The 25,467-nt window shown below is 67.4% G+C and carries 20 protein-coding genes; 6 read left to right on the top strand and 14 right to left on the bottom strand.

Annotation, left to right across the window (positions count from 1 at the left end; genetic code table 11):
- Nucleotides 1-20 precede the first annotated feature (20 nt).
- Nucleotides 21-1,004 (top strand): bile acid:sodium symporter family protein, encoded by a 984-nt coding sequence (locus tag MF607_RS19110; RefSeq protein ID WP_242121756.1) that lies wholly within the window; start codon nt 21-23, stop codon nt 1,002-1,004.
- Nucleotides 1,005-1,056: 52 nt separating this feature from the next.
- Here the strand turns inward: MF607_RS19110 and MF607_RS19105 are convergent, their stop codons facing one another.
- The 9 genes from MF607_RS19105 to MF607_RS19065 form a co-directional block, all read right to left on the bottom strand.
- Entirely contained in the window at nt 1,057-1,962 is a 906-nt protein-coding gene (locus MF607_RS19105) for a LysR family transcriptional regulator (RefSeq protein ID WP_242121755.1), read from the bottom strand.
- A 274-nt stretch (nt 1,963-2,236) separates the two neighbouring features.
- The gene (locus MF607_RS19100) at nt 2,237-5,548 is read right to left on the bottom strand and encodes a hypothetical protein (protein ID WP_242121754.1); all 3,312 of its coding nucleotides are present in this window, start codon (nt 5,546-5,548) and stop codon (nt 2,237-2,239) included.
- Nucleotides 5,549-5,797: 249 nt separating this feature from the next.
- A complete protein-coding gene (locus MF607_RS22965) occupies nt 5,798-7,513 on the bottom strand; it encodes a sensor histidine kinase (RefSeq protein WP_242121753.1) in 1,716 nt (571 codons plus the stop codon).
- Nucleotides 7,510-8,172: a response regulator gene (locus MF607_RS19090; RefSeq protein WP_242121752.1), complete on the bottom strand. Its 663-nt coding sequence runs from the start codon at nt 8,170-8,172 to the stop codon at nt 7,510-7,512. The genes MF607_RS22965 and MF607_RS19090 overlap by 4 nt, the downstream gene beginning before the upstream one ends.
- A 190-nt stretch (nt 8,173-8,362) precedes the next feature.
- A complete protein-coding gene (locus MF607_RS19085) occupies nt 8,363-9,028 on the bottom strand; it encodes an alpha/beta fold hydrolase (RefSeq protein WP_242121751.1) in 666 nt (221 codons plus the stop codon).
- 49 nt (nt 9,029-9,077) lie between these two features.
- Complete coding sequence (locus MF607_RS19080) at nt 9,078-9,734, bottom strand: YjbE family putative metal transport protein (RefSeq protein WP_242121750.1); 657 nt, start codon at nt 9,732-9,734, stop codon at nt 9,078-9,080.
- Nucleotides 9,735-9,738: 4 nt separating this feature from the next.
- Nucleotides 9,739-11,040, bottom strand: coding sequence for a CitMHS family transporter (locus MF607_RS19075; RefSeq protein WP_242121749.1), 1,302 nt, complete (start codon nt 11,038-11,040; stop codon nt 9,739-9,741).
- A gap of 21 nt (nt 11,041-11,061) precedes the next feature.
- Entirely contained in the window at nt 11,062-12,540 is a 1,479-nt protein-coding gene (locus tag MF607_RS19070) for an OprO/OprP family phosphate-selective porin (RefSeq protein ID WP_242121748.1), read from the bottom strand.
- Complete coding sequence (locus MF607_RS19065) at nt 12,537-13,610, bottom strand: ABC transporter substrate-binding protein (protein WP_242121747.1); 1,074 nt, start codon at nt 13,608-13,610, stop codon at nt 12,537-12,539. Before MF607_RS19065 ends, MF607_RS19070 begins: the two co-directional genes overlap by 4 nt.
- Nucleotides 13,611-13,707: 97 nt before the next feature.
- Here MF607_RS19065 and MF607_RS19060 point away from each other — a divergent pair, with 97 nt between their 5' ends.
- Both MF607_RS19060 and MF607_RS19055 read left to right on the top strand, forming a co-directional pair.
- Entirely contained in the window at nt 13,708-14,373 is a 666-nt protein-coding gene (locus tag MF607_RS19060) for a response regulator (RefSeq protein ID WP_242121746.1), read from the top strand.
- Complete coding sequence (locus MF607_RS19055; protein ID WP_347340903.1) at nt 14,363-15,892, top strand: sensor histidine kinase; 1,530 nt, start codon at nt 14,363-14,365, stop codon at nt 15,890-15,892. Before MF607_RS19060 ends, MF607_RS19055 begins: the two co-directional genes overlap by 11 nt.
- A 67-nt stretch (nt 15,893-15,959) precedes the next feature.
- Here MF607_RS19055 and MF607_RS19050 read toward each other — a convergent pair whose 3' ends face one another.
- Entirely contained in the window at nt 15,960-16,592 is a 633-nt protein-coding gene (locus MF607_RS19050) for a TetR/AcrR family transcriptional regulator (RefSeq protein WP_242121745.1), read from the bottom strand.
- 88 nt (nt 16,593-16,680) lie between these two features.
- Between MF607_RS19050 and MF607_RS19045 the strand changes: the two genes are divergently transcribed.
- From MF607_RS19045 to MF607_RS19035, 3 genes are all read left to right on the top strand, one after another.
- Nucleotides 16,681-18,144, top strand: a complete 1,464-nt coding sequence (locus MF607_RS19045) for an efflux transporter outer membrane subunit (RefSeq protein WP_242121744.1) — start codon at nt 16,681-16,683, stop codon at nt 18,142-18,144.
- A complete protein-coding gene (locus MF607_RS19040) occupies nt 18,137-19,291 on the top strand; it encodes an HlyD family secretion protein (RefSeq protein ID WP_242121743.1) in 1,155 nt (384 codons plus the stop codon). Before MF607_RS19045 ends, MF607_RS19040 begins: the two co-directional genes overlap by 8 nt.
- A 147-nt stretch (nt 19,292-19,438) precedes the next feature.
- Nucleotides 19,439-20,965: a DHA2 family efflux MFS transporter permease subunit gene (locus MF607_RS19035; RefSeq protein WP_242121742.1), complete on the top strand. Its 1,527-nt coding sequence runs from the start codon at nt 19,439-19,441 to the stop codon at nt 20,963-20,965.
- 15 nt (nt 20,966-20,980) lie between these two features.
- Here the strand turns inward: MF607_RS19035 and MF607_RS19030 are convergent, their stop codons facing one another.
- From MF607_RS19030 to MF607_RS19015, 4 genes are read right to left on the bottom strand one after another with little or no spacing between them, the layout of a single operon-like run.
- Nucleotides 20,981-21,481 carry a DUF427 domain-containing protein gene (locus MF607_RS19030; protein WP_242121741.1) on the bottom strand — a complete coding sequence of 167 codons (501 nt, stop codon included), beginning with the start codon at nt 21,479-21,481 and terminating at the stop codon, nt 20,981-20,983.
- Nucleotides 21,478-21,696: a hypothetical protein gene (locus MF607_RS19025; protein ID WP_242121740.1), complete on the bottom strand. Its 219-nt coding sequence runs from the start codon at nt 21,694-21,696 to the stop codon at nt 21,478-21,480. The genes MF607_RS19030 and MF607_RS19025 overlap by 4 nt, the downstream gene beginning before the upstream one ends.
- A gap of 54 nt (nt 21,697-21,750) precedes the next feature.
- Entirely contained in the window at nt 21,751-22,800 is a 1,050-nt protein-coding gene (locus tag MF607_RS19020) for an alpha/beta hydrolase (RefSeq protein ID WP_242121739.1), read from the bottom strand.
- Between the two features lie 16 nt (nt 22,801-22,816).
- A complete protein-coding gene (locus MF607_RS19015) occupies nt 22,817-25,159 on the bottom strand; it encodes a glycoside hydrolase family 95 protein (RefSeq protein WP_242121738.1) in 2,343 nt (780 codons plus the stop codon).
- Nucleotides 25,160-25,467: the final 308 nt, after the last annotated feature.

Genomic DNA, 25,467 nt, shown 5'->3' with positions numbered 1-25,467 from the left:
CGCGTTACCGGAGTGCCCCGATGATCCGCCGACTGCTCGCTACGATCGAGCCCTATATCCTGATGTTGCTGGCGACGGTGCTGATCGCGACGGTGTTGCCGCCGCGCGGGATCGGGGTGCCGATCTTCGACGTCGCCGCCGATACCGCGATCGTCGCGCTGTTCTTCGTCCATGGTGCGAAATTGTCGCGCAGCGCGTTGCTGGCGGGTGCGCGGCACTGGCGGCTGCACCTTGCCATCCTTGCGGTCAGCTTCGTGCTGTTCCCGATCCTCGGCCTCGCCATTACCGGCAGCGGCCTGCCCGCGCCCGACCTCGCGACGGGCCTGTTGTTCCTGACGCTGCTGCCCTCGACGGTGCAGTCGTCGATCGCGTTTACCGCGATAGCGCGCGGCAATGTCGCGGCGGCGGTGTGCAGCGCGTCGCTGTCCAACCTGCTCGGCATCGCCATCACGCCGGCGCTGGCGGCGTTGCTGCTGCCCGGTACCGGCGGGGTCGACCTGTCGTTCGACAGCGTGCGCACGATCGTGCTGCAATTGCTGGTCCCCTTTGCGGCGGGGCATTTGCTGCGCCCGTGGATCGGCGAATGGATCGTCGTGCGCAAGCGACTGGTCACCACGCTCGATCGCGGATCGATCCTGCTGGTCGTCTATACCGCGTTCGGCGCGGCGGTGGTCGAGGGGCTGTGGTCGCAGGTCGGGGCGATCGAACTGGCCGAACTGGTCGGATGGTGCGCGGCGCTGCTGGCGGTGGTGCTGGTGCTGACCGGGCTGATCGCGCGGGCAATGAAGCTCGACCCCGCCGATGCGGCGGTGATGCGCTTCTGTGGATCGAAGAAGAGCCTCGCGACCGGCGTGCCGATGGCGGGGGTGCTGTTCCCGCCGGCACAGGTCGGGGTCGTGCTGTTGCCGGTGATGGTGTTCCACCAGTTGCAGCTGATCGCCTGCGCCTTCCTTGCCCGCCGCCTCGCGAATGCGGCCGAAGCGGCGGAGGCGGGCAGAGTCTGATCCGGCAAAGCCGGATCAGGGCGGTGCCGCTTCCACGCAAGTGGATCAGGGTCTATCCCGCCAGTTCGCTGAATTCTTCCTTCAGTAGGTCGACGAAGCTGCTGAGATAGATGGGCAGCACCCGCCCGCGTTGCAGCAGGATCGACACCCCGGCCGGGCGGACGATCCCGTCGGCGAGCGGGATCCAGCACAACTCGCCCGCCGCCAGTTCGCGCTCCAGCCCGATCCGCGAGAGGAAGGCGATGCCGACCCCGGCGCGTACGAGCCGCTTGAGCGTATCGATCCGCTCGACGGTGGCGACGCGGCGGAACGGCACGTCGCTCAGGTCGAACAGGTCGAACAGCACGCTCTGTTTCAGCCAGTCGTCGGTCGGCGTCACCACCGCATGCGGGATGCAGTCGGGCAGCGTCACCCGGTCGAGCGCGGCCAGCGGATGGCCCGGCGGCACGATCACGCCGATCGGCGTCTGGACATGCGCGACGGTGGCGGTGCGCGCGGTGCCGGTCAGGTCGAAGGCGCAGATGACGTCGGCATCCTTCGACAGCAATTCCGCCTTCACCCGGTGATTGTCGGCGGCCAGCAGCGAGAATTCGATCAGGGGATAGCGTTGCTGATAGCGGGCGATGGCGCGCGGCACGAGGTCGTCGGCAAGGCTTTCGGCGGCGGCGATGCGGATCAGCCCGCGCTCGCCGCCGCGCAGCCGCAGCATCTCGTGGCGCAGCGCGACGCTTTCGCGTTTCCAGCGGCGGATATAGCCGAGCAGCGCCTCGCCCGCCGCGGTGGGGCGGATGCCGCGCGGCATGCGGACGAACAGCTGCACGTCGAGCTCTTCCTCGAGCTGCAACAACTGGCGGTTGACCGCCGACGACGCGATGTTGAGCGATTCCGCGGCCTTGCGGATCGACCCCTCGCGGATCGCGCGGTCGAAATAGATCAATCCCGTCTTGATAAGGACCATCGTCGCCCTGCGCTGCGGACCGGCGGCGATCGGGGGCCGGCCGGAACCCCTGTGACGCGTTCCCCGGTTCATCCGCGAACGGCCGGACCTTGGCAAGCCCCGTGGCGCGATCGACGGGCGAGGACGGTCCTGCCGCTCCCCTCCCGTGTCGGGAGACCGCTGCGAAAGCAGCTCGATCATTCGAAAACTGCCGTACCCCGGCCTTCGCCGGGGTACGAGAAGGCTTTTGCAGAGATGTCTTTGTTGGGGCGGGGAGCGGTGGCACCCCGATCCCCTAGAAGGTCAGTTCCCCGGCGCTGTGGCTGCTGCCGGGCAGGCCGTAGAGATAATAGGTCACCCCGGCGCGGGTGACGGTGGTGAACAGCGTCAGCGCGTCGACGCTTGCGCCGCTCATGCCGGTGACCGCGATCGACCCGCCATCGGCAAGGTCCAGCCCGCCCGACAGCGCCACGGTGCCGTCGCCGTCCGGATCGGACAGCGCCGTGGTCGTCACCAGCAGGTCGCGCGCGCCGAAATTGGCGAACACGTCGTGGCCCAAATCAATGCCGAGCGCGGTATCGGCGAAGAAGATGTCACGCTTGTTGTCGACCGCGCCGCCCGACAGCGTGTCGTCGCTGTAGATATAGCCTTCCTTCGCATGCTTCGGCCGGACCGACGCCAGGGCATAGGTGTAATAGCCGTCGGTCGCCTCGCCCAGATAACGCAGCGCCTTTGCCGCCCCGCCGTTGATCGCCACGCTGTCGGTGCCGGTGTCCGGCCCGTCGAAATCGAACTTGCGGTTGCGGCCGAAGGTGATGATCCCGTCTTCGTTGCGGTCGACGAACATCTCGGTAACGATGACGACGTCGTTCGTGCCGAAACCGGTGATGCTGTCGGCGCCGGTCGTGCCGCTCGCCCCGCCATCGATCACGAAGGTCTCGGCGGCGGCGGTGCCGGTCAGCGTGTCGCTGCCGCTGCTCGACGCGGTCTGGGTACCGGCGCGGCCGATGACCGGGCTGATCGGGGGAGGGGCGTATTCGAGAACGAATTCGCCGGTCGCGGCGTCGCGGATGTAGGAGGCGCCCGTATAGCCGGAGTACAGCCTTTCGATGCCGATCAGCGTCTGGCTGCCGGTTTCCGGGCCCGCCATCGTCACCGTGCCGGACGGATCATAGTCGAACGACAGGTCCGAAAAATAACCGAAGAATTCCACGGTGTCGTAGCCGTCGCCGCCATCGTACAGGTCGTTGCCGAAACCGGCAATGATGGTGTCGTCACCGGTCCCGCCATAGACGATATCGTCGCCCCCCAGGGTCTGGATCACGTCGTTCCCGTCCCCGCCGAACACGATGTCGTTGCCGTCGCCCGTCAGGACTGAATCGTTGCCGCCGAGCGCATCGACATAGTTCGGGCCGTATTGTGCCGTGAACGGCTGCCCCGGCGGCGCGTTGACCCACGAGATGACGTCATCGCCGTCGGTGCCGGTGACATGGGTCACGCCGACGTCGATCGACAGGGTGTTCGCCGTCTCGCTCGTATCGCCCGCTTCGTCGGCGACGCGGAACGTCATCGAATCGATCGCGATCCCGACGATGACGTTGCCGTCCGCATCGATCGGGGGTCCATAGCGCAGCAACCCCGCCGCTATGTCGGCGGCGTCGATGCGCTCGCCGGCGGTGACGGCCGCGCCATCCAGCGTCAGGCTGCCGGCGATGGGCAGCGTGTCGATGATGATCGCGGACAGCGCATCGCCCTGCGGATCGACAAAGCCGAAGTCGGCGATGGTCAGGACATGCGGCGTGCCCGCCTCGACGCTCAGCGTCGCGTCGGAACCATGGGGCCGCGCTTCGATCTCGGTCAGGTTGACTTGGTAGTGATCGCGATATTCGTCGGAATAGGCATAGTCGAACGACACGATGGCGAACGCCTTGTCGGCGAACACCAGGCGTTCGACGCCGTTCAGGCGGATGACGTCATAGGGATCATCGACGCGGGTCAGGCTGATCGCGTAGGGATCGTTGGGGTCGATCATGGCCTGGTCGAAGCCGTTCTCCGATGTCGCCTGTACGGCATCGATCACATAATCGGCAAAATTGCCGTCGACGATCACCGTGTCCGTGCCGCTGCCACCGAACAGCAGCGTGTCGGCCACGTTGTCTTGCCGCGTCAGCACGTCGTTACCGGCTCCGCCATCGAGAATGCCTGCCCCGGTCAGCCGGTCGTCCCCGTCATCGCCATGGAGTTCGCCATAGCCCTGCAAGACGTCGTCCCCTGCGCCACCGTGTAGCGTGGCGTTGAGCGTCCCCGCGCTGATCGTGTCTGCCCCGGCGCCGCCGTCCACCGTCAGGCGGAGCCACGCATTACCGGGATTGACGGCGCCGGTCGCATCGAGCGTGTCGTCGCCGCTGCCCAGCTTCAGATCAAAGTTCTCGATATAGCGGAAGTTAAACGTCTCGCTGCCGTCGCTCAGCGCGCCGTTCAGTTGCAGCGGCGTCTGGTCCAGCGAGGACGTGCCGAGCGTTGCGGTGATCGGTGCGCTCTTGGCCCCCCAGTCGATGTTGAGCCGTTCGTTCTGGTCCATCAAGGAACCCGTGAAGTCGACGCTTGCAAAACCGTCGCGGAAACTGGAGACGGAGTTCGTCATGTAGAGCGGCGTGACTATTGTCATCTTCTCGACATTGGTGATGCGGCCGTTGGCGTTGGTGTCCAGTTCCGTGCCAGCGCCTTGGGTCAGGGTGAAAGGCGCGGTATTGCCGTCCTGGCCATATTGAGAGAAATTTCCGGTCCAGCTATCGACGCCCGCGCCGCCGTCGATCCGGTCGTTGATGCCGCCCGCGACCAGCGTGTCGTTGCCGCCGTCGCCCCAGAATTCATTTTTCCAGTCGATCGATCCCGACAGCGTGCGGTCGGCCCTGCTGGTGATGATATCGTCGCCGCCATAGCCGTGGGCGTAGTTGTCGCCGCCGCCAAGCCGCAGGTCGTCATCGTTGTTGCCGCCGAAGATGCGGTCATCCGCCGTGCTGGCGTCGGTTCGTGCGCCGGTGACGGGGTCGTAATACCAACCGTCATGCAGTACCTGCAGCCGGCTGAATACGCCGTTCCAGGTGACGTTAGTGCCGTCGATACGGAACGGACCCGCTACGAAGCCGCCGGGCGGGACGTCCGCCGCGGTGAGCGACATTTCCAATGCCTGCGCGCCGCCCTCGACCGACAATAGTCGGCCGTCGCTGGTGGCGTGATCCGTACCTGGATCGACGATGGCATAGTTGACGTCGAAATGTACTGAGTTCGGACTGCCGTACCAGTCATAGGTGCGCACCTGCACCTGATCGACCGACGGCCCCATCAATATCGTGGCATGTTCAAAGCTGTCATAGTTGAAATAGGGTGCGCCGCGTCCGTAGAAATAGGCGGAACCGCTATAGACCGCGATCAATTGCGTCCCTGACCCATCCCATTTGCTGATGTACTTGTCATTGAACAAGCCGGTATCTTCGCCGCCGCGACCCAGCGCGTAATTATTTTGATAAGGGATGCCCGGCCCGTTCGGGTCGACCACGTCCAGCTGCACATTATCGTCGCCGTCGGTGCCCATATATTGCGTCATGCCTGTTGCATCCCCGGTTCAGGGGCATGACGGTGCGGCGCGCCCGCAGGGCTCGTGATCCGCTGCCGTCATGCCCAAGGCTGATGCCGCATTTCGACACATGGTCGCATCGCGGCAATTCCCGCGATCAGGGGGGTTGACTGGATCAGCGGCCCGGGGCCGTCCCGGTGTTGGACAGGAACCGTCACCAAAGCTCTCCCCGTGGAACGGCAAGCGACGATCCGTACAAGCCGGCGGAAAATAAGCGTTTCAGCGCCGCGTGCCGCGCCGGTCGTCCCGTACTGGAACATGAAAGGCGATTCGGGTTCCATGTCCCGGCATGCTGTCGATCGACAGGCGGCCGCCCAGTTGCTCGGCACGGCGGCGGATATTGCCGAGGCCGCGTCCCTCGCCCGGCGCGCCTTCCGCCCGTTCGGGATCGAAGCCGCGGCCATCATCCTCGACCGTCACCAGCAGCGCATCGTCCGCCGCCGCGAGCGTCAGCGTCACCCGCCCGGCGGCGGCATGGCGCAGCGCGTTGCCGACCGCTTCCTGCAACAACCGGTGGAGGCTCAGCAGTCGCCGTGCATCGAGCACCGGCGCCTGGTCGGGCAGGGTACAGCGATAGTCGAACGCGATCCCGGCCCGCTCCAGTCGCGGTGCCATCCGCTCGCAAAAGGCGGCGAGCGCAAGGTCGACCGGGCCGTCGCTGCCGTCGATCGCGCCGGCGATGTTGCGCAGATCGTCGAGCGCGGCGCGCAATCCCGTCTCCAGCTCCGCGTGCCCGATCCGCCCGCCGCGCAGGTCGAGCAGCAAATGGGTCAGCGTCGCGCCGATGCCGTCGTGCATGTCGCGCACCAGTCGCTGGCGTTCGGCGTCGATCGCGATCCGCCGCTCCTGATAGCGCAACAGCGTCGACGAGCGCAGCAGATGCGCGTCCTGTTCGGACAATTGCCGGGCCAGTTCGCTGCGTGCCTCGTCCGACGCCTGGTTCAGCCGGTGGCCCTGGATCGCCAGTTCGGCGACGATCCCGATCATGATCAGCAGCGGCGACAGGTTGCTGGCGTTCAGCATCACATATCCGGGCGTCGCGTTATAGGCCACGTCGAACAGCACCGACGCCACCCCGACCAGCAACAGCGCCATGGCACGGGCCGCCGGCTGCGGCGCGACGTTCCACAGGCGGCGCAGGGTGTGGACGCCATAGCCGGCAAGCGCGAGCAGCACCGCCGTATCCAGCCACGGCAGCACCGCCGTCAGCGCCCGTATCCACCACAACGCGACGACGCCGATGCCCGCCGCCAGCCACAGCAGCAGGATCCAGCGTGCGCTACGCGCCTGCCACCCCGCCAACGCATTGAGCATCAGCGCGGCAAAGGCGAGCGGGCCATATTGGACCGTGTAGCGGAGCAGTTCGTACTGATCGGTCGGGAGGTCGACCTGCCCCATGCCCGACAGATACGCATCCGCCGCGACCAGCAGCAGGAACAGGCCGGTGACCATCTGCAACCGCGAAAAGCGGCTGACCGGCAGCAGCCCGAGCAGCGCCAGTCCCAGGACCAGCGCGCACAGGATGGTGACGCGTGGCAGGTCGAACCGCACCAGCGATTCCCAGCGCGCAACGCGTTCGACCCGCGCGGCGGCGCCGAGGACGATGTCGCCATCGGCCGAACATCCCGGCGCGACGCAGGTCAGCGTCACGCCGGCGTCGCGGGCACCCGATACGGGTGACAGCAACATGGCATGACGCGGCTCGACCAGCACCGTCTGCCACCCCGGCAACCGCAATTCGGCGGGCCGGACCAGCCCGGCGACCAGCACCGCCATCGGCCGTCCGTCGCCAATTCGCAACAGCCGCCCGTCGACGACGCGCAGGTTCGGAACGCCGGGCGGGTGGATCAGCGTCGCGGCGAGCGCGTAACAGCCCCAGAACAGCAGTTGCAGGATGAGGATCAGCGCCACCGCCCGCCCTGCCTCACGGTTCACGATCGCAACAGCCCTTGCCGGAACGCCTGCGTCACCGCCTCGCCGCGATTGCCGACGCGCAACTTGCGATAGATCGACTTCACATAGTCGCCGATCGTGTGCGGCGACAGCGACAGCGACAGCGCCGCCGCCGCCTGCTTGTTGCCATAGCCGCGCGCGAACAGCCGCAGCAGTTCCAGCTCGCGCGGCGACAGCAACGCCTCGGCCGGCGCACCGGGCGGCGCGCCCTGCTGGGCACGCAGATGGCGCAGCACATAGGAGGCGATGCTGGGCGACAACGGCGCGCCGCCCGCGACCGCGTCGGCGGCGCGCTGGGCGATATCGGTCGCATCGGGGTCTTTAAGCAGATAGCCGTCGGCCCCGGCCATGATCGCCGCGATCACCGATTCCTGATCGCCCAGCATTGTCAGCACGAGGATGCTGGGGGTCGGACCCAACCGCCCACGGATCTCGCCGATCAGGTCGATGCCGCTGCCGTCGGGCAGGCCGAGGTCGATGATGAACAGCGCGATATCGGGGGCGATGACGGCACGCGCGGCGGCGATGCTCGCCACCCGGTGCGCCAGCAGCAGCGCGGGATGCGCGTCGATCCCCTGCGCGACATGCGCGGCGACGACGCTGTCGTCCTCGACGATCACGACCTTGCTCGACTCCCGCATCGCGCCAGCATAGCAGGCCGCGGTCCGATCCTGTCAAAAACCAAGTATTGAATTGATTCGAAAGGGTTTAGTGGCCGGTGGGTGCCGAAAAAGGCCGTGATTGATCGGCGGAATGGCAATGAAAGGGGGCGCGATCCCCCTGTTCAACTTTGTCTGGCAGGATTGCTATTATGCGGCCGTTGCGATGCGCTCAGTCCGGCCGATCGTCGAGCCAGCGCCGCAGCAGCATCGTCACCTCGCCCGATCGTTCCATCGGCGACAGGTGGCCGCAATTACGGATGACATGAAAGCGGGCACCCGGAATGCGATCGGCCAGCGCCCGGGCGTCCTCGACATGGCAGATGCGGTCGCGATCGCCGACCGCGACCAGCGTCGGCACGCGCACCGCCGCGATGGCGGCGTCGAGGTCGGGGCGGGCCAGCAGCGCGCGTTGCTGCCGTTCGAATACCTGCCGCCCGACGCGTTCGGCCATCGCCTGGACGGGGCCGCTGACGATCGGCGTCAGCATCGGATCGGCGTGGGGCGCGGTGGCGAGCAGTCCCTGTTCGTCGACGGTGCGCGCCCGCATCGCCATCGTCGCCCGCGTCGCGAACAGCGCGACGCGTTCGATCCGTTCCGGCGCCTGTCGGACCATCTCCAGCGCGACATAGCCGCCGAGACTGACCCCTGCGACCGCGATGCGCGGCGGGGCATGGGCCAGCACCCGCGCGGCCATCGCCGACAGGCTGTCATCGACGCTCAGGTCGCCGAGTTCGGGATGGGCGATGTCGCCCAGATCGACGACCTGTCGCGCCCATAGCTGTCCGTCGCAACCCATGGCCGGCAGCAGGACGAGCGGCATCGCTTTGGTGTTCATGACGGCTTCTCCGAACGAAATTGGGGGGCGCGTTCCACCGCGCCCCGGTTCAGGCGAAAAAGGCGATCAGCCCGCGCGACGGGTCGGTCAGCCCTTCGTAGATCATCTTGCACGCGACATAGACGATGACGGCGAGGCCGATATAGGCGACCCAACGATAGCGCTCGATCACCCGCGCCAGCACATTGGCGGCAACGCCCATCAGCGCGACCGACAGGATCAGGCCGATGGCAAGGATGCCGGGATGATCGCGCGCGGCACCGGCGACCGCCAGCACATTGTCGAGGCTCATCGACACATCGGCGACGGCCACCGCCCATGCGGCACTGGCGAAGCTGCGCGGCGCAACCGCCTTCAGCGTCCCGTCCTCGCCGGGCGTATCGTCATGGTCGCGCAGTTCGCGCCACATCTTCCATGCCACCCATACCAGCAGCAGCCCGCCGGCGAAGACGAGGCCGGTGACCTGCAACAACTGGGTGACGACCAGCGCGAAGGCGACGCGCAGCAGCAGCGCTGCACCCACGCCGATCAGGATCACCTTGCGCCGCATGTCGGCGGGCAGGCCGGCGGCGAGCGCGCCGACGACGATCGCATTGTCGGCGGCGAGCATCACGTCGATCAGCACGACCTGCGTAAAGGCGGCGAGCGCGGACGGACTGCCGATATTGGCGAAGTCCGCGACGATATGGTTCCAAAGGTCGGTCACGCGCTCAGCTCACGAACGGGAAGGCGAGCACGATCATCCCGACCAGCGTCATCACCACGCAGACCAGCGTCGCCGGGATCAGCGTGAAGCGCTGGTGATCCGCCAGATCGATCCCCGCCAGGCTGACCAGCAGATAGGTCGAGGGCACCAGCGGGCTGAGCAGATGCACCGGCTGCCCCATCAGCGACGCCCGCGCGATGGCGATCGGCGACACGCCGTAATGCGCGCCCGCTTCGGCGAGGATCGGGAGCATCCCGAAGTAGAAGGCGTCGTTCGAGATGAAGAAGGTGAAGGGCAGGCTGAGCAGCGCGGTGATCGGCGCCATATACGGCCCCATGACGGGCGGGATGAAGCCGACGACTTCCTTGCTCATCGCCTCGACCATGCCGGTGCCCGACAGGATGCCGGTGAAGATGCCGGCGGCGAAGATCAGCGACACGACCGACAGCACGTTGCCGGCATGGGCGGCGATGCGCTCCTTCTGTTCGGCGACCTGCGGATAGTTGACGATCATCGCGATCGCGAAGGCCAGCATCATCAGCACCGACAGCGGCAGGATGCCCAGCACCAGCCCGGCGATCAGCGCCACGGTCAGCAGGCCGTTGAACCAGCGCAGGTGATAGCGGCGCGCCTCGGGAAACTGCGACACCGCCATGCCGGTGAAGGCGGTCGGCTCGTTCGCCTTCACATGGCCGATACGGCGGCGTTCCTTGCGCCCGAACCAGATGGCGAGGCCGATCAGGAAGGCGAGGCCGGCGATCATGCCGGGGATCAGCGGCAGGAACAGCGTGGCGGGATCGAGCTTCAGCGCGCTGGCGGCACGTGCGGTCGGCCCGCCCCATGGCGTCAGGTTCATGACGCCGCTGGTGCTCATCAACAGGCAGCACAGATACAGCCGGTTCATGTCGTAGCGCTTGGACAGCGGCAGCAGCGCGGCGATGGTGATGATATAGGTCGTGGAGCCGTCGCCATCGAGGCTGACGATCGCGCACAGCACGACCGTGCCGATCAGGATCAGCAGCGGGTCGCCGTGCACGACCTTCAGCAACCGGTTGACCAGCGGGTCGAACAGTCCGGTATCGGTCATGATCGAAAAGAACAGGATCGCGAACAACAGCATCACGCCGGTCGGCGCGAGGTTCTTGATCCCGTCGATCATCATGTCGCCAAGGCCGCTGGCGAAACCGGCGAACAGCGCGAAGGCGGTGGGGACGGTAATCAGCGCGACCAGCGGCGTCATCCGCTTGGTCATGATGAGCGTCATGAAGGTGGCCACCATCAGGAAGCCGAGCAAAGCGAGGTTCATGGCAAGCTCCCGAAAGGGGAATCAGAAGGTGACGGCGACGCGGGTCATGACGGTCTGCCCGTCATCGGGACCGACAAAGGCACCGGCGCGGTTGTCGGTGTTCCAGTGGACGACATTGAACTGGAACCGGGTGAAGCTGTTGAGATACCAGTTGGCCCCGACCGTCGCGGCCCAGCCCTGCCCGCCGGTCAGCAGGTCCGAATAGTCGAGATTTTCGTAGCGCGCGGTCAGCTCGATCGCGCCGGGACCGCCTTCGAAGATCGGGCGCAGCACGCGCGGCTGTCCGAAGCTGCCGAGACGCGGATTATAGGGCGGCAGATCGCCGGTGACGAACCATCCACCCGACAGGCTCCACGCCTTGCTGACGAAATCGGGCCGACCGGCGTCCAGTCGCGCATGCCGCTGCCCCGCTTCGCCCATCAGCCAGACCGGGCCGACATAGCCGCCCGCTTCCAGTCCATAGCCGGTGGTGCCGGTGCCGCCGGTGAGTGCGCCCGACGACACGCGTAGCGCGCCGTTGAAACGCCCGCCGATCACCGTGTTGCGGGTCAGCGTCGTGGCGCCCGCCGCCAGCCCCTCGTCGAACCCCCACAGCCCCAGATGCAGGACGCTGTTCCCGGTCTTGATCGGGTTCCAGTGCGCCCGCGCCAGCACGGTGCGGCTGTCATTGCCCGACTGGTTGCCATCGATCCGGTCGCCGGTGACGGTCAGCGACGCGTGGCCCGTCTTCCAGAACAGGCGCGGCATCAGCCCGACGCCGTAGAAGCCACGCTGCGGGATGATCGCGGTCGATACCACGGTGCGTTCCATGAACGGCGTCGAATCCGACCCCGTCGACCCTTCGAACCCGCGGTCGTTGAACAAATGGCCGGCGCGGACGTCGTAATCGATGCCCGGCGCGATCCGGTTGCGCCACCCGATGAACGCGGTGACGATGTCGACCTCGTTCTCCGAAAAATCGGTTTCGAACTGATAGAAGAAATGCGTGCCGACCCCGCCTTCGAGGCCGAGGCGCAGCGCGCGCATGCCGGTGGTGGTGATGTTGCGCGCGGCGTAATCGGACCCGAAGGTCGAGCTGACATCGGTCAGGATGCGCCCGCGCGGCTTGAAGGTATAGATGCCGTCGGCCGAGTGGAACACCGGCAGGCCCGCGCCCCATTCAGTGGTGACCCCCGCTGCATTCGCTTGTCGCGCCTGCGCCACGTCGCGCTCCGCCGGGCCGGGCGGCACGAGTTGCGGCGCGAACGGGCTGGTGACGTTGCCGCCGGACTGCGAGGGCGTTTGCGCCATCACGACGGGCGGCGTCGCGGGCGCCGGTGCCGGCTGAACGGCAGCGGCCTGCACGCCCTCGAGTCGGTCGAGCCGGGTCCGGAGCGCCGCGATCTCCGCCGCCTGCGCTTTCACCAGCGCGGCCAGTTCCTCCTGGGTCGGCGTCTGGGCGAGCGCCGGCGTGGCGCAGATTAGCGCGGCGATCGCGCAGCCGCTACGAAACAACATCATGGCTTGGTTCCCTGGGTCAGGATCGCGCGCCATTCGGCGAGGAAGCGCCGGCGCTTGATCGTATCGAGATTGACGAGAAGTTCGGGTCCGACGCGGATCGGGCGCTGCTGCTGTGCCGACAGACGCGGCGCGCGCACGTCGCCCCGCACCGGCAACAGCCATTGCTTCGCGAGCAGCGTCTGACCGGTGCGCGACAACAGGAAGTCGAGGAACAGCTTCGCCGCCGCCGGATGCGGCGCGTCGCGCGCGATGAAGGCGACGCGCGAGGCGATCAGCGTATAGTCGCGCGGGAACACCACGCCGATCCGGCGGTCGCGCTGCGCGGCGGTCAGCGCATAGGGGCCGACGACGTTGTAGGCGATGGCGATGCGTCCGTCGGCGACCGCCTCCAGCATCGGCTCGGTGGTCGGCGACAGCCATGGCCGGGTCGCCGCCATCGCCTCTACCAGCGAACGGGTATCGCGGGTGATTGCGTGATCCTGCGTCAGATAGAGATAGCCGACATTGGAGCGGGCCGGATCATAGGTCGCGACCTTGCCGGTCAGCGGCACCCGGCCGGCGCGGAGCAGCGCCTCGAACGCCTCGTGCGTGCGCGGGACGCGGCCGGGCGGGATCAGCCGGCGGTTGTAGACGAAGGCGACCGGTTCGGCGGTGACGCCATAGCCCATATTCTTCCACACCGCATCGGCGGGAAGGGCGGGCTTTTCCGGACTTTGATAGGCCTGCGCATAGCCGTCGTTGATCAGCTTCGCCTGCAAATCCATGCCCGACGACCACACCAGATCGGCACCGGCGCCGCGGGTCCGCGCCTCCGACACCACCCGGCGATAGATTTCGCGCGATTCCAGATCGTCGTAGCGGACCGGGACGCGGGGATAGGTGCGGCGGAACGCGGCGATCAGTTCCGCCATCGCGGCGGCATCGGCATTGCCATAGACGCGCACGCCGCCCTCGGCCTGCGCCGCCGCGATCAGGTCGTCATAGGACCGGGGATAGCCCGCCGGACGCTGCGCCATCGCCGGACCCATGGGGCCGATCAGCAATGCGAACAGGATCAGAAGTCGTTTCATGCACATCCTCTCGCTTCCCGCCTCTGGGTTCGGGTAAGCTCTCCAGCATGTCGTACCGACCGAACCTGTCATCCGCCTTTCACCGCGCCGGGCATCGATGCGGATATTGATCGTCGAGGACGACGCGCCGCTGGCGCGCAGCATCGTCGCGTTGCTGCGCGGGGTCGGCCATGCGGTCGACCATGTGGCGGGGGGCGAGGACGCGTTGATGGTGCTCGCCGACGAACCCTATGCGCTGGTCGTGCTCGATGTCGGGCTGCCCGATCTCGACGGCTTTGCGGTGTTGCAGGCGCTGCGGCGGCGCGGCGACCGGGTGCCGGTGCTGATGCTGACCGCGCGCGACGCGCTCGACGACCGGGTGCGCGGCCTCGACCTCGGCGCCGACGACTATCTGCGCAAGCCGTTCGCGCCCGAGGAGCTGGAGGCGCGCATCCGGGCGCTGGGGCGTCGGCGCGGCGGCGATCCGACGCCCGAACTGGTGATCGGGTCGTTGATCCTCGACCGATCGCGGGCACAGGCGCGGATCGGCGACCGGCTGCTCGACCTGCGGCGGCGCGAATGGGCGGTGCTCGACGCGCTGGCGACCCGCGCCGGCCAGATCGTCCCGCGCGAGACGCTGCAATCCGAAGTCTTCGGCTATGACGAACCGGTCGGCCCCAATGCGATCGAGGTGAACATCACCCGTCTGCGCGGCAAGCTCGCCCCCGACGGCCCCGCCATCCGCACCGTGCGCGGCGTCGGCTATCTGCTCGATGCCGGTTGAGGGTTCTTCTGAGAATTCGCCGAAGGGCGAATTCGGCGGTGCCGGCCCGCTCCCCCACCACCCGACCACCCAATCAGGATACGCTGTAGGTGGCCGGGCGGGGGAGCGGGCCGGCACCGTAACCCAGCCATCCCGTGGCCGGGCGGTCGCGCTGCGCACCCGGTTGCTGGCGGCGATGCTCGCGCCGATGCTGGGTATCGCCATCCTGCTGGGGCTGGCCGGCGCGACGCTGATCGCCGATGTCGTGCGCCGAACCAACGACCGCGTGCTGGGCGGCGCGCTGGGGGCGATTGCCGAAACGGTGCAGGTCGAACGCGGCGAGGTGACGATGGATCTGCCCGCCGCCGCCTTCGGCATGCTGGAGAATAGCGAACGCGACAATGTCTATTACCGCATCGCCGTCGGCGATCGGCTGCTGACCGGCTATGCCGACCTGTCCGCGCCGCGCATCGCCGATCTCACGGTCGACGCCCCGCGCTTCCGCTATGCCAGCTATCGCGATCAGCCGATCCGCATCGCCGAGGTACGCCGGTCGCTGCCGCGGATCGATCGGCCGGTGATCGTGCAGGTCGCCGAGACGCTGGATGGCCGTCACGCGCTGCAACGACGGTTGCTGGTCGCGCTGCTGCTGGGCGAGGTCCTGCTGGTCGGCATGGCGATGCTGCTGATCCGCCCGGCGCTGGGTTGGAGCCTGCGTCCGCTCGCCCGGCTGCGCACGGTCGTGGCGGCGCGGGATACGCAGGCGACCCCCGATCTCTCGCCGCTGGAGACCGGCCCGCTTCCGGCCGAATTGCGCCCGCTGGCGGAAGCGTTCGACCATCTGCTCGCCCGGCTCGACAGCGCTACGGCGGGCATGCGGCGCTTCACCGCCGACGCGTCGCATCAGATGCGGACGCCACTCGCCGTCCTGAAGGTGCAGGTGGCACTGGCCCGGCGCGGCGATCCGGCCGCACTGGGCGAAATCGCCGATGCGGCCGACCGGCTCGAACGACTGGTGACGCAACTTCTCGCGCTTGCCCGCGCCGAGGAAGCGGGCGTATCGCCCCCCCTCGAGCGGGTGGACGTGCGCGAAGTCGCCGTAACGGTCATCAATCGCCGTATCGGCCAGGTGATAGGGGCGGGGGTGGACATCCACCTCGATGCCCCGGATGGCGACATCGCCATCGCCAGCCATCGCACGCTGCTGTTCGAAATCCTCTCGAACCTCGTCGACAACGCCATCCGCTACAATCGCAAGGGCGGCATGGTCACGATCACGATACGCGCGGACGCGGGCGTCGTATCGATCGCCGTCGCCGATGATGGCCCCGGCCTGCCCGACGCCGACCTCGACCGGGTGGGCCAGCGCTTCGTGCGGTTGGCGAACAGCGCCGGGCAGGAAGGCAGCGGGCTGGGCCTTGCGATCGTCCGCTCCGCGGCCCGGCGGATCGGCGCGCAGATCGATTTCCGCAATACGCGGCCGGGCCTCCGGGTAACGCTTCGCTTCGACACTGCACGCGCGTCGAATGATTTTACATAATCTTTCTTATCGACATTGGACTGTGGTTCGCCGCTGCGTGGGCGACGCGAACGATCGCAGCTTGGCGTCAGGGCGTGGCGAACAGCCGCAGGAAATAGCCGGCGAAGCGCCGCGCCTCCGCCTCCATGCCATCGGCCGGCGCGGCTTCGACGCCCCATAGCCGGCGGTTCTGCTGTGCGCCGCTCATGCCGATCAGCACCCGCGCCATGTCGGTCGCGCCTTCGTCGCGCAGCCGGCCTGCCGCGATCTGTTCGGCGATATAGGTGGCGAGCGCACGTTCGATATGGCCTGCCGCCTGGTCGTAGAAAATCTGCCCGACTTCGGGAAAACGCCCGCTTTCGCCGACGACCAGACGCCATGCCGCGACCGCATCGGGATGCGCGGTCTTGTTCATGAATACGCGGCAGAAATTGACGAAGGTCGCCTCCATCTCGCCGGGCGTCAGCAACTCGCCGGTCACCTGTTGGCGAAAGCCGGCAGTGACGTCGGCGATCACCGCCGCGAACAATTCCTCCTTCGACCGGAAATAGCTCCACAGCGTCGCCTTCGACCCGCCCAGCGTCTTGAGCAGGCCCGACATCGACGTCGCAGCATAGCCATCCTCGAGGAAGGATCGGCGCGCGGCGGCGACGATCGCGTCGCGGCGATCCTGTTTGCGGGCTTCGCGCTTGCCGAGAATGGGTTCTTCGATGCTACTCATAAACTGTACCGTCGGGTACAGATAATCGTTGACAGACGCAAGCGGCCGGATCATGGAACGAAGCGTACCCACTAGTACGGTTTTCGCCATGACCCGCCAGATCTTCCGGCAAGCCCGCCCCCTGGCGCCGCTTGCGGTCCTGTTCCTGTCCGCCTGCGCGAGCGTGCCGCATCTGGCGGACGCGCCGACGCCGCGCACATCCGCCAGCTTCGCCGCCGATCGCAGCTTTGCCGCCACCCCGGATGCCGCGTGGCCTACGCAGAATTGGTGGCAGGGCTATGGCGACGCGCAACTCGATGCGCTGGTCACAGAAGCGCTGGCCGGGTCGCCCGATCTTGCCGCCGCGACCGCGCGCATCGCGCAGGCCGAGGGTTATGCGAAACAGGCGGGGGCGGCGCGGCTGCCGACGCTGGGCGTGACCGGCAATGTCGGCCTGACCAAGCAGAGCTATAATAACGGCATTCCCGCCGATTTCGTGCCCAAGGGCTGGAACGATACCGGCCGGGTGCAGGGCGAACTCGGCTTCGACCTCGACTTGTGGGGCCGCAACCGCGCGGCCTATGCGGCGGCGCGGTCGGATGCGGAGGCCGCACGGCTCGATCTGACGCAGGCGCAACTGACGCTGTCGACCAATGTCGCCGATGCCTATGCCGATCTCGCGCGGCTGTTCGCCGAACGCGCGGTGGCGCTGGCGGCCCTCGATGTGCGGCAACAGACCGCGACGCTGACCGCCGACCGGGTGACCGGCGGGCTGGATACGCGGGCCGAACAGAAACAGGCGGACTCGGCGGTACCGGCGGCACGCGCCGATCTGGCGGCGACCGACGAAGCGATCGCGCTGACCCGCAACCGTATCGCCGCCTTGCTCGGCAAGGGGCCGGACCGGGGGCTGGCGATCGCCCCGCCCGCCGCGACCATCGTTCCGCGCGGACTGCCGGTCGGCGTCACCACCGACCTGATCGCGCGCCGCCCCGATATCGTCGCGGCGCGGACCCGGGTCGAGGCGGAGGCGAGCCGGATCAAGGTCGCGCGCACCGATTTCTACCCGTCGTTCAACCTGTCGGCAGTGTTCGGCCTGCAATCACTGGGGCTGAGCAATCTGATCAACGGCGGATCGACCGCGGGCAGCGTCGGTCCGGCGTTCAACCTGCCGATCTTTCGCGGCGGCGCGTTGCAGGGGCGGTACCGCGTCGCGCGCGGCACGTTCGACGCGGCGGTCGCCGATTACGACCGGACCGTCACCGATGCCTATCGCGCGGTCGCCGATGCGGTGACCAGCCAGCGCGCGCTGACGACGCGGCTGACCGAATCGCAACGCTCGCTGGCCGATGCGCAGGCGGGGTACGATGTCGCGCGGCAACGGTTCGAAGGCGGCCTGTCGCGCTTTACCGACGTGCTGGTCGCGCAGGACCGGGTGTTGCAGGCGCGGCGAATCGTCGCCGATCTGCAATCGCGTGCCTTCACTCTTGATATAGCGCTGGTCCGGGCGCTGGGCGGCGGCTTCACCGCCCCCGCGACCGCACAGCAAACCAAGGACCTGACCCATGGCTGATGCCGATCCCGCCGACCGCAGCTTCGCCGATGCCAAAGCCGCGGCCGACACCCCTGCCCCGTCGAAGCGCAAGAAGCTGTTGAGCGGCATCGCCGCCGTCGTGCTGCTGGCCGGTGCAGGCTATGGTGGCTGGTACGCGCTGGTCGGCAGCAACTATGTCGAGACCGACAATGCCTATGTCGGTGCCGAAACCGCGCAGATCACGCCGATGGTCGCCGGACAGGTGATCGCGATCGGCGCATCGGAAACGCAGGGTGTGAAGCGGGGCGACGTACTGGTCCGGCTCGACGACAGCGACGCGCGCATCGCGCTGGCGAGTGCCGAGGCCGATCTGGCCAAGGCGCGGCGCGAGTTCGGGCAGACGTCGGCGACCAGCGGCGCGCTGTCGGCGCAGGTCCAGGCCAGGGGTGCGGAGATCGTCAGTGCCCGCGCGCAACTGGCGTCGGCACAGGCGTCGTACGACAAGGCGCAGGTCGATTATAACCGGCGGCAGAAACTGGCCCCCAATGGTGCGGTATCGGGCGACGAACTGACCGCCGCGACCAACGCGCTGGCAGCGGCGCGCGCGACGCTCGAACAGGCGCGAGCGGCAGTGGCGCAGGCGTCGTCGCAGCGCAGTGCGGCGGCGGGCAATCTGGCGGCCAATCAGGCACTGATCCAGGGGGCGACGTCGAACAGCGCCCCCGACGTGCTGGCGGCGGAGGCACGGTTGCGGCAGGCGCAGCTCGATCTCGATCGCACCGTCATCCGCGCGCCGATCGACGGCGTCGTCGCCAACCGGACGATTCAGGTCGGACAGCGCGTCGCCGCGGGCACGACGATGATGCGGATCGTGCCGGTCAACAGCGCCTATGTCGATGCGAACTTCAAGGAAGGCCAGCTGACCAAGGTCAAGCCGGGGCAGCCGGTGAAGCTGACCTCCGATCTCTATGGCGACGATGTCGAATATCACGGCCGGGTGGTCGGCTTCTCGGGCGGGACCGGTTCTGCCTTCGCGCTGATCCCGGCGCAGAACGCGACCGGCAACTGGATCAAGGTGGTGCAGCGCCTGCCGGTGCGCGTCGCTCTGGACCCGAAGGAACTGGCGGCGCATCCGCTCAGGGTCGGGCTGTCGATGACCGCCGAGGTGGATGTTTCGGGGCGGTGACCTTGCCCCGGGCAAACCGTACCCCCGCGCAGGCGGGGGTCCAGAGCCCCACAGGATAACGGTTCGTGCCCGGCCCTGGGCCCCCGCCTGCGCGGGGGTACGGCGAGAGGCATTGGGTGGGATACACCCCACAAGGGAGCAGTCGGCATGACCGGCCAGGACGATTTCAAACCCTATACCGGCGGCAAGCTGTTGTTCGCCGGGATGGTGCTGGCGCTGACCAATTTCATGGTCGTGCTCGACACGACGATCGCCAACGTCTCGGTCGGGCATATCGCCGGGTCGCTGGGCATCTCGACCAGCCAAGGGACGTGGATCATCACCTCCTATGCGGTGGCGGAGGCGATCTGCGTGCCGCTGACCGGGTGGCTGGCCGGACGGTTCGGGACGGTCCGTACCTTCGTGGCGGGGATGATCGGCTTCGGCATCTTCTCGGTGCTGTGCGGGCTGTCGACCAGCCTTGCGATGATCGTCGTCGCGCGCATCGGACAGGGGCTGTGCGGCGGGCCGCTGATGCCGCTTACCCAGACCATGTTGCTGCGCATCTTCCCGCGCGAACAACATGGACAGGCGATGGGCATGTGGGCGATGACCACCGTTACCGCGCCGATCCTCGGGCCGATCCTTGGCGGGACGATTTCGGACAGCTGGTCGTGGCACTGGATCTTCTTTATCAACGTGCCCGTCGCGATCTTCTGCGTGTTCGGGGCGTTGCGCCTGCTGAAACCCGCCGAGACGAAGCGCGAGAAGCTGAAGGTCGACAAGATCGGCCTCGCGCTGCTGGTCCTGTGGATCGGGGCGCTGCAGATCATGCTCGATATCGGGCGCGAACATGACTGGTTCGAGGATCCAACGATCGTCCTCCTCGCCATCGTCGCGGCGGTCGGCGCGGCGGTGTTCGTCGCATGGGAGCTGACCGAGCGGCAGCCGATCGTCGACCTGCGCGTGTTCCGGCATCGGGGCTTCACGGTGGCAGTCGCGGCCTTGTCCTTCGCGTTCGGGACGTTCTTCGCGTCGGTCGTGCTGATCCCGCAATGGTTGCAGGTGAGCCTCGGCTATACCTCGACCTATGCCGGCTATGCGACGGCGTTCAACGGCATGGGCGCGGTCATCATGTCGCCGTTCGTCGCGAAGATGCTGAAGAAGCGCGATCCGCGCGCGCTGGTGTGTTTCGGCATCTTCTGGATCGCGGGGTGCAACCTGTTGCGCGTCGGATGGACGACGGGTTCCGATTTCTGGACGCTGGCGTTCCCGCAGATGTTGCAGGGGTTCGGCATGCCGTTCTTCTTCATCCCGCTGACCACCATCGCGCTGGGTGCGGTCGATCCGAAGGAAACGGCATCGGCGGCGGGCGTCATGAGCTTCCTGCGGACGATGGCCGGCGCGATCGGCACGTCGGTGTCGATGACGCTCTATGCCAATAACATGACGGTCGCGCGCAGCGAGATGGTGTCGCGCCTCAACACCGATGCGACGCAGCAGGCGCTGACCGCGCAAGGATTCTCGATCGATCAGGTGCGCGGGGCGGTCGAGATGACGGTGACGCAGGAAAGCAGCACGCTGGCGATCAACCATATGTTCCTGTTGTCGGCGATCATCTTTGCCGGCGCGGCGCTCATCATCTGGCTGGCGCCGCGGCCGCAGCGTGTGGCGGGGCCGGGCGCCGCGCACTGACGGCGGCCCCGTCGTTCACCACCCCATGCTTCCGGCCACGCCCTTGAACGGGCCGGCAAGGTCGGGGGTGATCCAGCCCCCATAGAAGCCGCCCGGTTGCGGCACGACGCGCTGTCCGTCGATGCTGCACCGGTCGAGCGGCGCGGCATAGAAGGCGACATGATCGCGCAGCATCGCGAAGGCGGGCGTCGGATCGGGATAGCTCCATGCGACGTCGCGCAGGATTTCATCGCCGATGGCGAGATGCCAATAGACCGCCTGCCCCTTCCATTCGCACAGCGACCGGCGGGGCGACCGTTGCAGCACGCCGGGGGCGACATCGCCTGGCGGGATGTACCAGCTGGGCGGATGGCTGGTTTCGAGGGTGCGGATCGCGGCGCGGCTATCGGCGACGATGACGCCGCAATGCTCGATCCGGACATGGCGGTCGCTGGGCACGGCGATGGCGGGGCGCGGATAGTCCCAGACGCTTTCCTGCCCCGGCGCGGCGGGATCGGGGTGCGGCCACGGGCTCATCGCCTGTTGCCCTGCCAGATGCGCGTCGCGGTTAGCTCCAGCCCTCTGCGTCGCAACACCGCGCGGCCGGGTCCGCGTACGTCGATATTCCGTCCGCCGTCGCGGAATCCCCGCGCACGCTCGACAACGGTGCCGTCGAACCCGGCGCGGCCGAGCCACCGCGCGACGATATTGCCGGCGATGCTGGCGCCGGTAATCGGGACGGAACGGGACATGGCGGCTCTCCTTCGCCGCGCATAACGGTCGAAGGGCGTTCGGGGCCCCTGCCCTTATTTCGGAAAGACCAGCGCGTCGGAGAAGAACGGGATCACCACCGTCTGCATCTGCGTCGCGACGCCGCTGGTATGGTCGCCCGAATAGACCTGATAGCGATGCCGGATGCCATAGCGGTCCATTGCCGCATGCAGCTGTTCGGCGCCGTCCTTCAACCCGTCGCGGTCGCCGACGTCGAGCCCGATCGCACGGTAGCGGCGCAGGTCGCCGGCATGCTGGTCGAACATCGCGATCGGCGTGTTGGCGTTCCAGCGCGCCAGCACGTCGGGCTGCGGCACCCCGTCCTTGATCGGCAGGTCGAGATAGAGCGGCGGCGCCTTCGGATTGGGCGACCATGCGGCGGCGGTCGCCAGTTGCGCGCGCTGTCCCCAGTTCAGCTTTTCGCTGTCGGCGGGCGTCTTCATCGCGCGGAACACCTTTTCCTGCTCGGCATCGGTGACGCCCAGCGCGCGGGTCAGCAGGCAGCACGGACTCATGATATAGATCGCGCCGAACGTGTCGGGGTGCAGCATGCCGATGCGCGTCGTGCCATATCCGCCCATCGAATGACCGGCGAGGCCACGGCTCTGGCGATCGGCGACGGTGCGGTAATGGCTGTCCACATAGCCGACCAGATCGCGGGCGATGAAATTCTCGAAATCGCCGACCGTCGCCGATCGCGAATAGAAGCTGCCATTATGCATCGTCTTGGTGTCGGGCAGCACCACGATCATCTCGCGCGCACCCTTGGCGAAGGCGGCCTCGATCGTCTGCGGCACATGGATCTCGCTCGCCCATTGCTCGGCACCGATCGAATAGCCGTGCAGTGCATAGACGACCGGATAGCGGCGGTTGGGCGACGTCTTGTAACTGGGCGGGAGCAGGACGATGACGTGCCGGTCGGCGCTGTTGCCCTCCAGATTGTCCTCGACCGCTTGCGAATGGACGGTGATGCGTTCGACGGTGATCGGCCGCGCGCCGGCGACGGCGGCGGGGGCCGGTGTCGCGACCTGTGCCGCGGCGATGGCGGGCGACAATAGTGCGAGCGCGGCAAGGATGATCTTCATTCGTCCAGCTCCAAGATCAGGCAGGGATCAGCCGCTGGCCGCGCAGGCGGATGACGCGGCCGGGGGTGAGGTCGATATCGATGCGGGTGTCGTTCAGCCGGACCTGTCGTCGCCCGGCAATGCGCGGCCGCAGCACCGCCTCTTCGAGCCGCCCACCCCGCCAGCGCAGGTCGACCGTTAGGGCGCCGCGCGCACGCAGGCCGGTGATCGACCCTTGCGCCCAGGCGCGCGGCAATGCCGGCAACAGCAGCAGCTCGTCGTCGCGGCTCTGCAGCAGCATCTCCGCGATTGCGCGCGTACCGCCGAAATTACCGTCGATCTGGAACGGCGGGTGCGAATCGAACAAATTGGGGTAGGTCCGCGCCGGCCCCAGCAGATAGGCGAGGATGCGGTGCGCATGGTCGCCATCCTTCAACCGCGCCCACAGGTTCGCGCGCCACGCCGTCGCCCAACCGGTCGATTCGTCGCCGCGCAATTCCAGCGACCGGCGCGCGGCGGCGGCAAGTTCGGGGGTGCGGTCGGGACTGATCTGGTCGCTCGGGAACAGGGCATAGAGGTGCGAGACGTGGCGATGCTTCGGCTCGGGCGCGGCAATGTCCCAATCCTCGCGCCATTCCTGCAACTGTCCGGCTGTACCGATCCGGTCGGGTGCGAGGCGCGCGCGGGCGGCGGCGATCTCGGCGGCGAAGGCGGCGTCGGTATCCAGCAGCCTGGCCGCGCGGCCGACCTGATCGAACAGGTCGCGCAATATCTGATTGTCCATCGCCGGACCGGCACAGATCGACGCGCCCTTGGGATGAATGTTCTCGGGTGACAGCGACGGGCTGGTCAGCAACCCGCCGGTCGTCGGGTCGACCTGCAACGTATCGAGGAAGAACAGCGCCGCCCCGCGCAGGATGGGATAGACCGACCGCAGGAAATCGAGGTCCCGACCATAGTCGTAATGATCCCACAGATGCGTGCAGAGCCACGCGCCGCCGGTCGGCCACAGCCCCCATTGCGCGCCATCGACCGGTGCGGTCGCGCGCCACAAATCGGTATTGTGGTGACAGACCCATCCACGCGCGCCGTACATGGTCCGCGCGGTCCGCTCGCCGGTGATTGCCAGTTCGCGCATCATCGTCACGAACGGCGCCATGCATTCGGAAAGGCCGGTCACTTCGGCCGGCCAATAGTTCATCTCGGTATTGATATTGACGGTATATTTGGACTGCCATGGCGGATCGACCTTGTCGTTCCAGATGCCTTGCAGGTTCGCCGGCTGCCCCCCTGCCCGCGACGACGCGATCAGCAGATAGCGGCCATAGTTGAAATACAGCGTCGCCAGCGCCGGGTCGTCGCCCATCCGGTCGGCCGCAACGCGCGCGTCGGTCGGCCGGAGCGCGGCGGGGGTTTCGCCGAGATCGAGCTTCACCCGATCGAACAACGCGCGATGCGATGCCAGCGCCTGCCGGCGAATGCCCGGCCCCCCCTTTACCCGGGCGCGCTCCAGCATGTCATGTGTGATCGCTTCGGGATCGGCGCCGACATCGTCGAACCGGCGAAAGCTGGTCGCCATGGTCAGTAGGATCGTCACGCTTCGCGCATCGGCGACCTCGATCCGGTCGCTGGCGGCCGATACCCGCCCCTGCCCCGCCGAGACATAAGCCCGTGCCGCAAACCGCAGCGCGCCCACGATCCCGGTTCGGGTATCGTTGCGGCCGGTCATCGTCAGGACATCATCGTTCGCCGACACGGCGACGCCGGATTGGGGCGACGTCATTGCTACCGACAGGCCGAAGGGTTTATTCGCCCGCAACCGGACAACGATCACATCGTCATCTGGCGCGGCATAGACTTCGCGCCGAAACCGCGTGCCCCCGACCGCAAACTGCGTTTCCGCCGTAGCCGTCGCCAGATCGAGCGACCGGCGATAGTCGCTCGCCTCCCCTGCCCCGACCAGTTCGAGGACCATGTCGCCGAGCGGCTGATACGCCATCTGCGTCAACGGCGTCGCCATGACCTTGGCATTCGCCAGCTTCTCGGCCTCGGCATAGCGACCCGCCGCGATCAGCGCCCGAACCTCCGGCAACGCAGCGCGCGCCGCCGGGTTGACCGGATCATAGGGACCGCCGCTCCACAAGCTCGCCTCGTTCAGTTGCAACCGCTCGCGGGCGATGCCGCCGAACACCATCGCGCCGACGCGACCGTTGCCGATCGGGAGCGCTTCGGTCCACAGGGTCGCCGGTTGCCGATACCAAAGGGTCGTGGCCGCTGAGGTCGGCGTGGCAACAGCCCGTGCCGGCAGCGATGCCGCCGCGATACCTACGGCGGCTCCCTTGAGGACAGTCCGGCGGCTCGTGCGGGAAATCTCGGTCATGCTGCGGAGACTAGGCGGTAAATCCGCCGGCACAAGCGCCGTAGAAGGCCCGCCAGACGTCGCTGCGTCGGCATTTTGAAGATTTTGTTCCCGCGAATCGAAAAAAGCCGTTGACCTCCCAATCTCCTCCACCTAGATGGGTGTCACCGCAGCGGTGGCCGACACGGTCGCTTCTGCTTCAACCGGGACCTGGTACTGACCGAGATGGTTGGTGCCATGTGTTCCGGTCTCTCTATCGCCGGCTTGCTGGCGCTTCGACCGGGAGGTTTGGAGCAGGGAGAGCTATTTGACATTGTAGTTTAGATGAA

Source organism: Sphingomonas lacusdianchii, from assembly GCF_022664395.1.
Lineage (GTDB): Bacteria > Pseudomonadota > Alphaproteobacteria > Sphingomonadales > Sphingomonadaceae > Sphingomonas > Sphingomonas lacusdianchii.
Note: the sequence above shows the minus strand (reverse complement) of the source record. Positions and strands in the feature narration are given on the sequence as shown.

What these genes read in the sequence shown, in the direction of transcription:
- MF607_RS19075 (WP_242121749.1), bottom strand. Translation starts at nt 11,040, where the DNA reads ATGAACCTCGCTTTGCTCGGCTTCCTGATGGTGGCCACCTTCATGACG.
- MF607_RS19065 (WP_242121747.1), bottom strand. Translation starts at nt 13,610, where the DNA reads ATGAAACGACTTCTGATCCTGTTCGCATTGCTGATCGGCCCCATGGGT.
- MF607_RS19070 (WP_242121748.1), bottom strand. Translation starts at nt 12,540, where the DNA reads ATGATGTTGTTTCGTAGCGGCTGCGCGATCGCCGCGCTAATCTGCGCC.
- MF607_RS19045 (WP_242121744.1), top strand. Translation starts at nt 16,681, where the DNA reads ATGACCCGCCAGATCTTCCGGCAAGCCCGCCCCCTGGCGCCGCTTGCG.
- MF607_RS19040 (WP_242121743.1), top strand. Translation starts at nt 18,137, where the DNA reads ATGGCTGATGCCGATCCCGCCGACCGCAGCTTCGCCGATGCCAAAGCC.
- MF607_RS19050 (WP_242121745.1), bottom strand. Translation starts at nt 16,592, where the DNA reads ATGAGTAGCATCGAAGAACCCATTCTCGGCAAGCGCGAAGCCCGCAAA.
- MF607_RS19105 (WP_242121755.1), bottom strand. Translation starts at nt 1,962, where the DNA reads ATGGTCCTTATCAAGACGGGATTGATCTATTTCGACCGCGCGATCCGC.
- MF607_RS19100 (WP_242121754.1), bottom strand. Translation starts at nt 5,548, where the DNA reads ATGACGCAATATATGGGCACCGACGGCGACGATAATGTGCAGCTGGAC.
- MF607_RS19090 (WP_242121752.1), bottom strand. Translation starts at nt 8,172, where the DNA reads ATGCGGGAGTCGAGCAAGGTCGTGATCGTCGAGGACGACAGCGTCGTC.
- MF607_RS19110 (WP_242121756.1), top strand. Translation starts at nt 21, where the DNA reads ATGATCCGCCGACTGCTCGCTACGATCGAGCCCTATATCCTGATGTTG.
- MF607_RS19055 (WP_347340903.1), top strand. Translation starts at nt 14,363, where the DNA reads ATGCCGGTTGAGGGTTCTTCTGAGAATTCGCCGAAGGGCGAATTCGGC.
- MF607_RS19085 (WP_242121751.1), bottom strand. Translation starts at nt 9,028, where the DNA reads ATGAACACCAAAGCGATGCCGCTCGTCCTGCTGCCGGCCATGGGTTGC.
- MF607_RS19015 (WP_242121738.1), bottom strand. Translation starts at nt 25,159, where the DNA reads ATGACCGAGATTTCCCGCACGAGCCGCCGGACTGTCCTCAAGGGAGCC.
- MF607_RS19060 (WP_242121746.1), top strand. Translation starts at nt 13,708, where the DNA reads ATGCGGATATTGATCGTCGAGGACGACGCGCCGCTGGCGCGCAGCATC.
- MF607_RS19020 (WP_242121739.1), bottom strand. Translation starts at nt 22,800, where the DNA reads ATGAAGATCATCCTTGCCGCGCTCGCACTATTGTCGCCCGCCATCGCC.
- MF607_RS19030 (WP_242121741.1), bottom strand. Translation starts at nt 21,481, where the DNA reads ATGAGCCCGTGGCCGCACCCCGATCCCGCCGCGCCGGGGCAGGAAAGC.
- MF607_RS19035 (WP_242121742.1), top strand. Translation starts at nt 19,439, where the DNA reads ATGACCGGCCAGGACGATTTCAAACCCTATACCGGCGGCAAGCTGTTG.
- MF607_RS19025 (WP_242121740.1), bottom strand. Translation starts at nt 21,696, where the DNA reads ATGTCCCGTTCCGTCCCGATTACCGGCGCCAGCATCGCCGGCAATATC.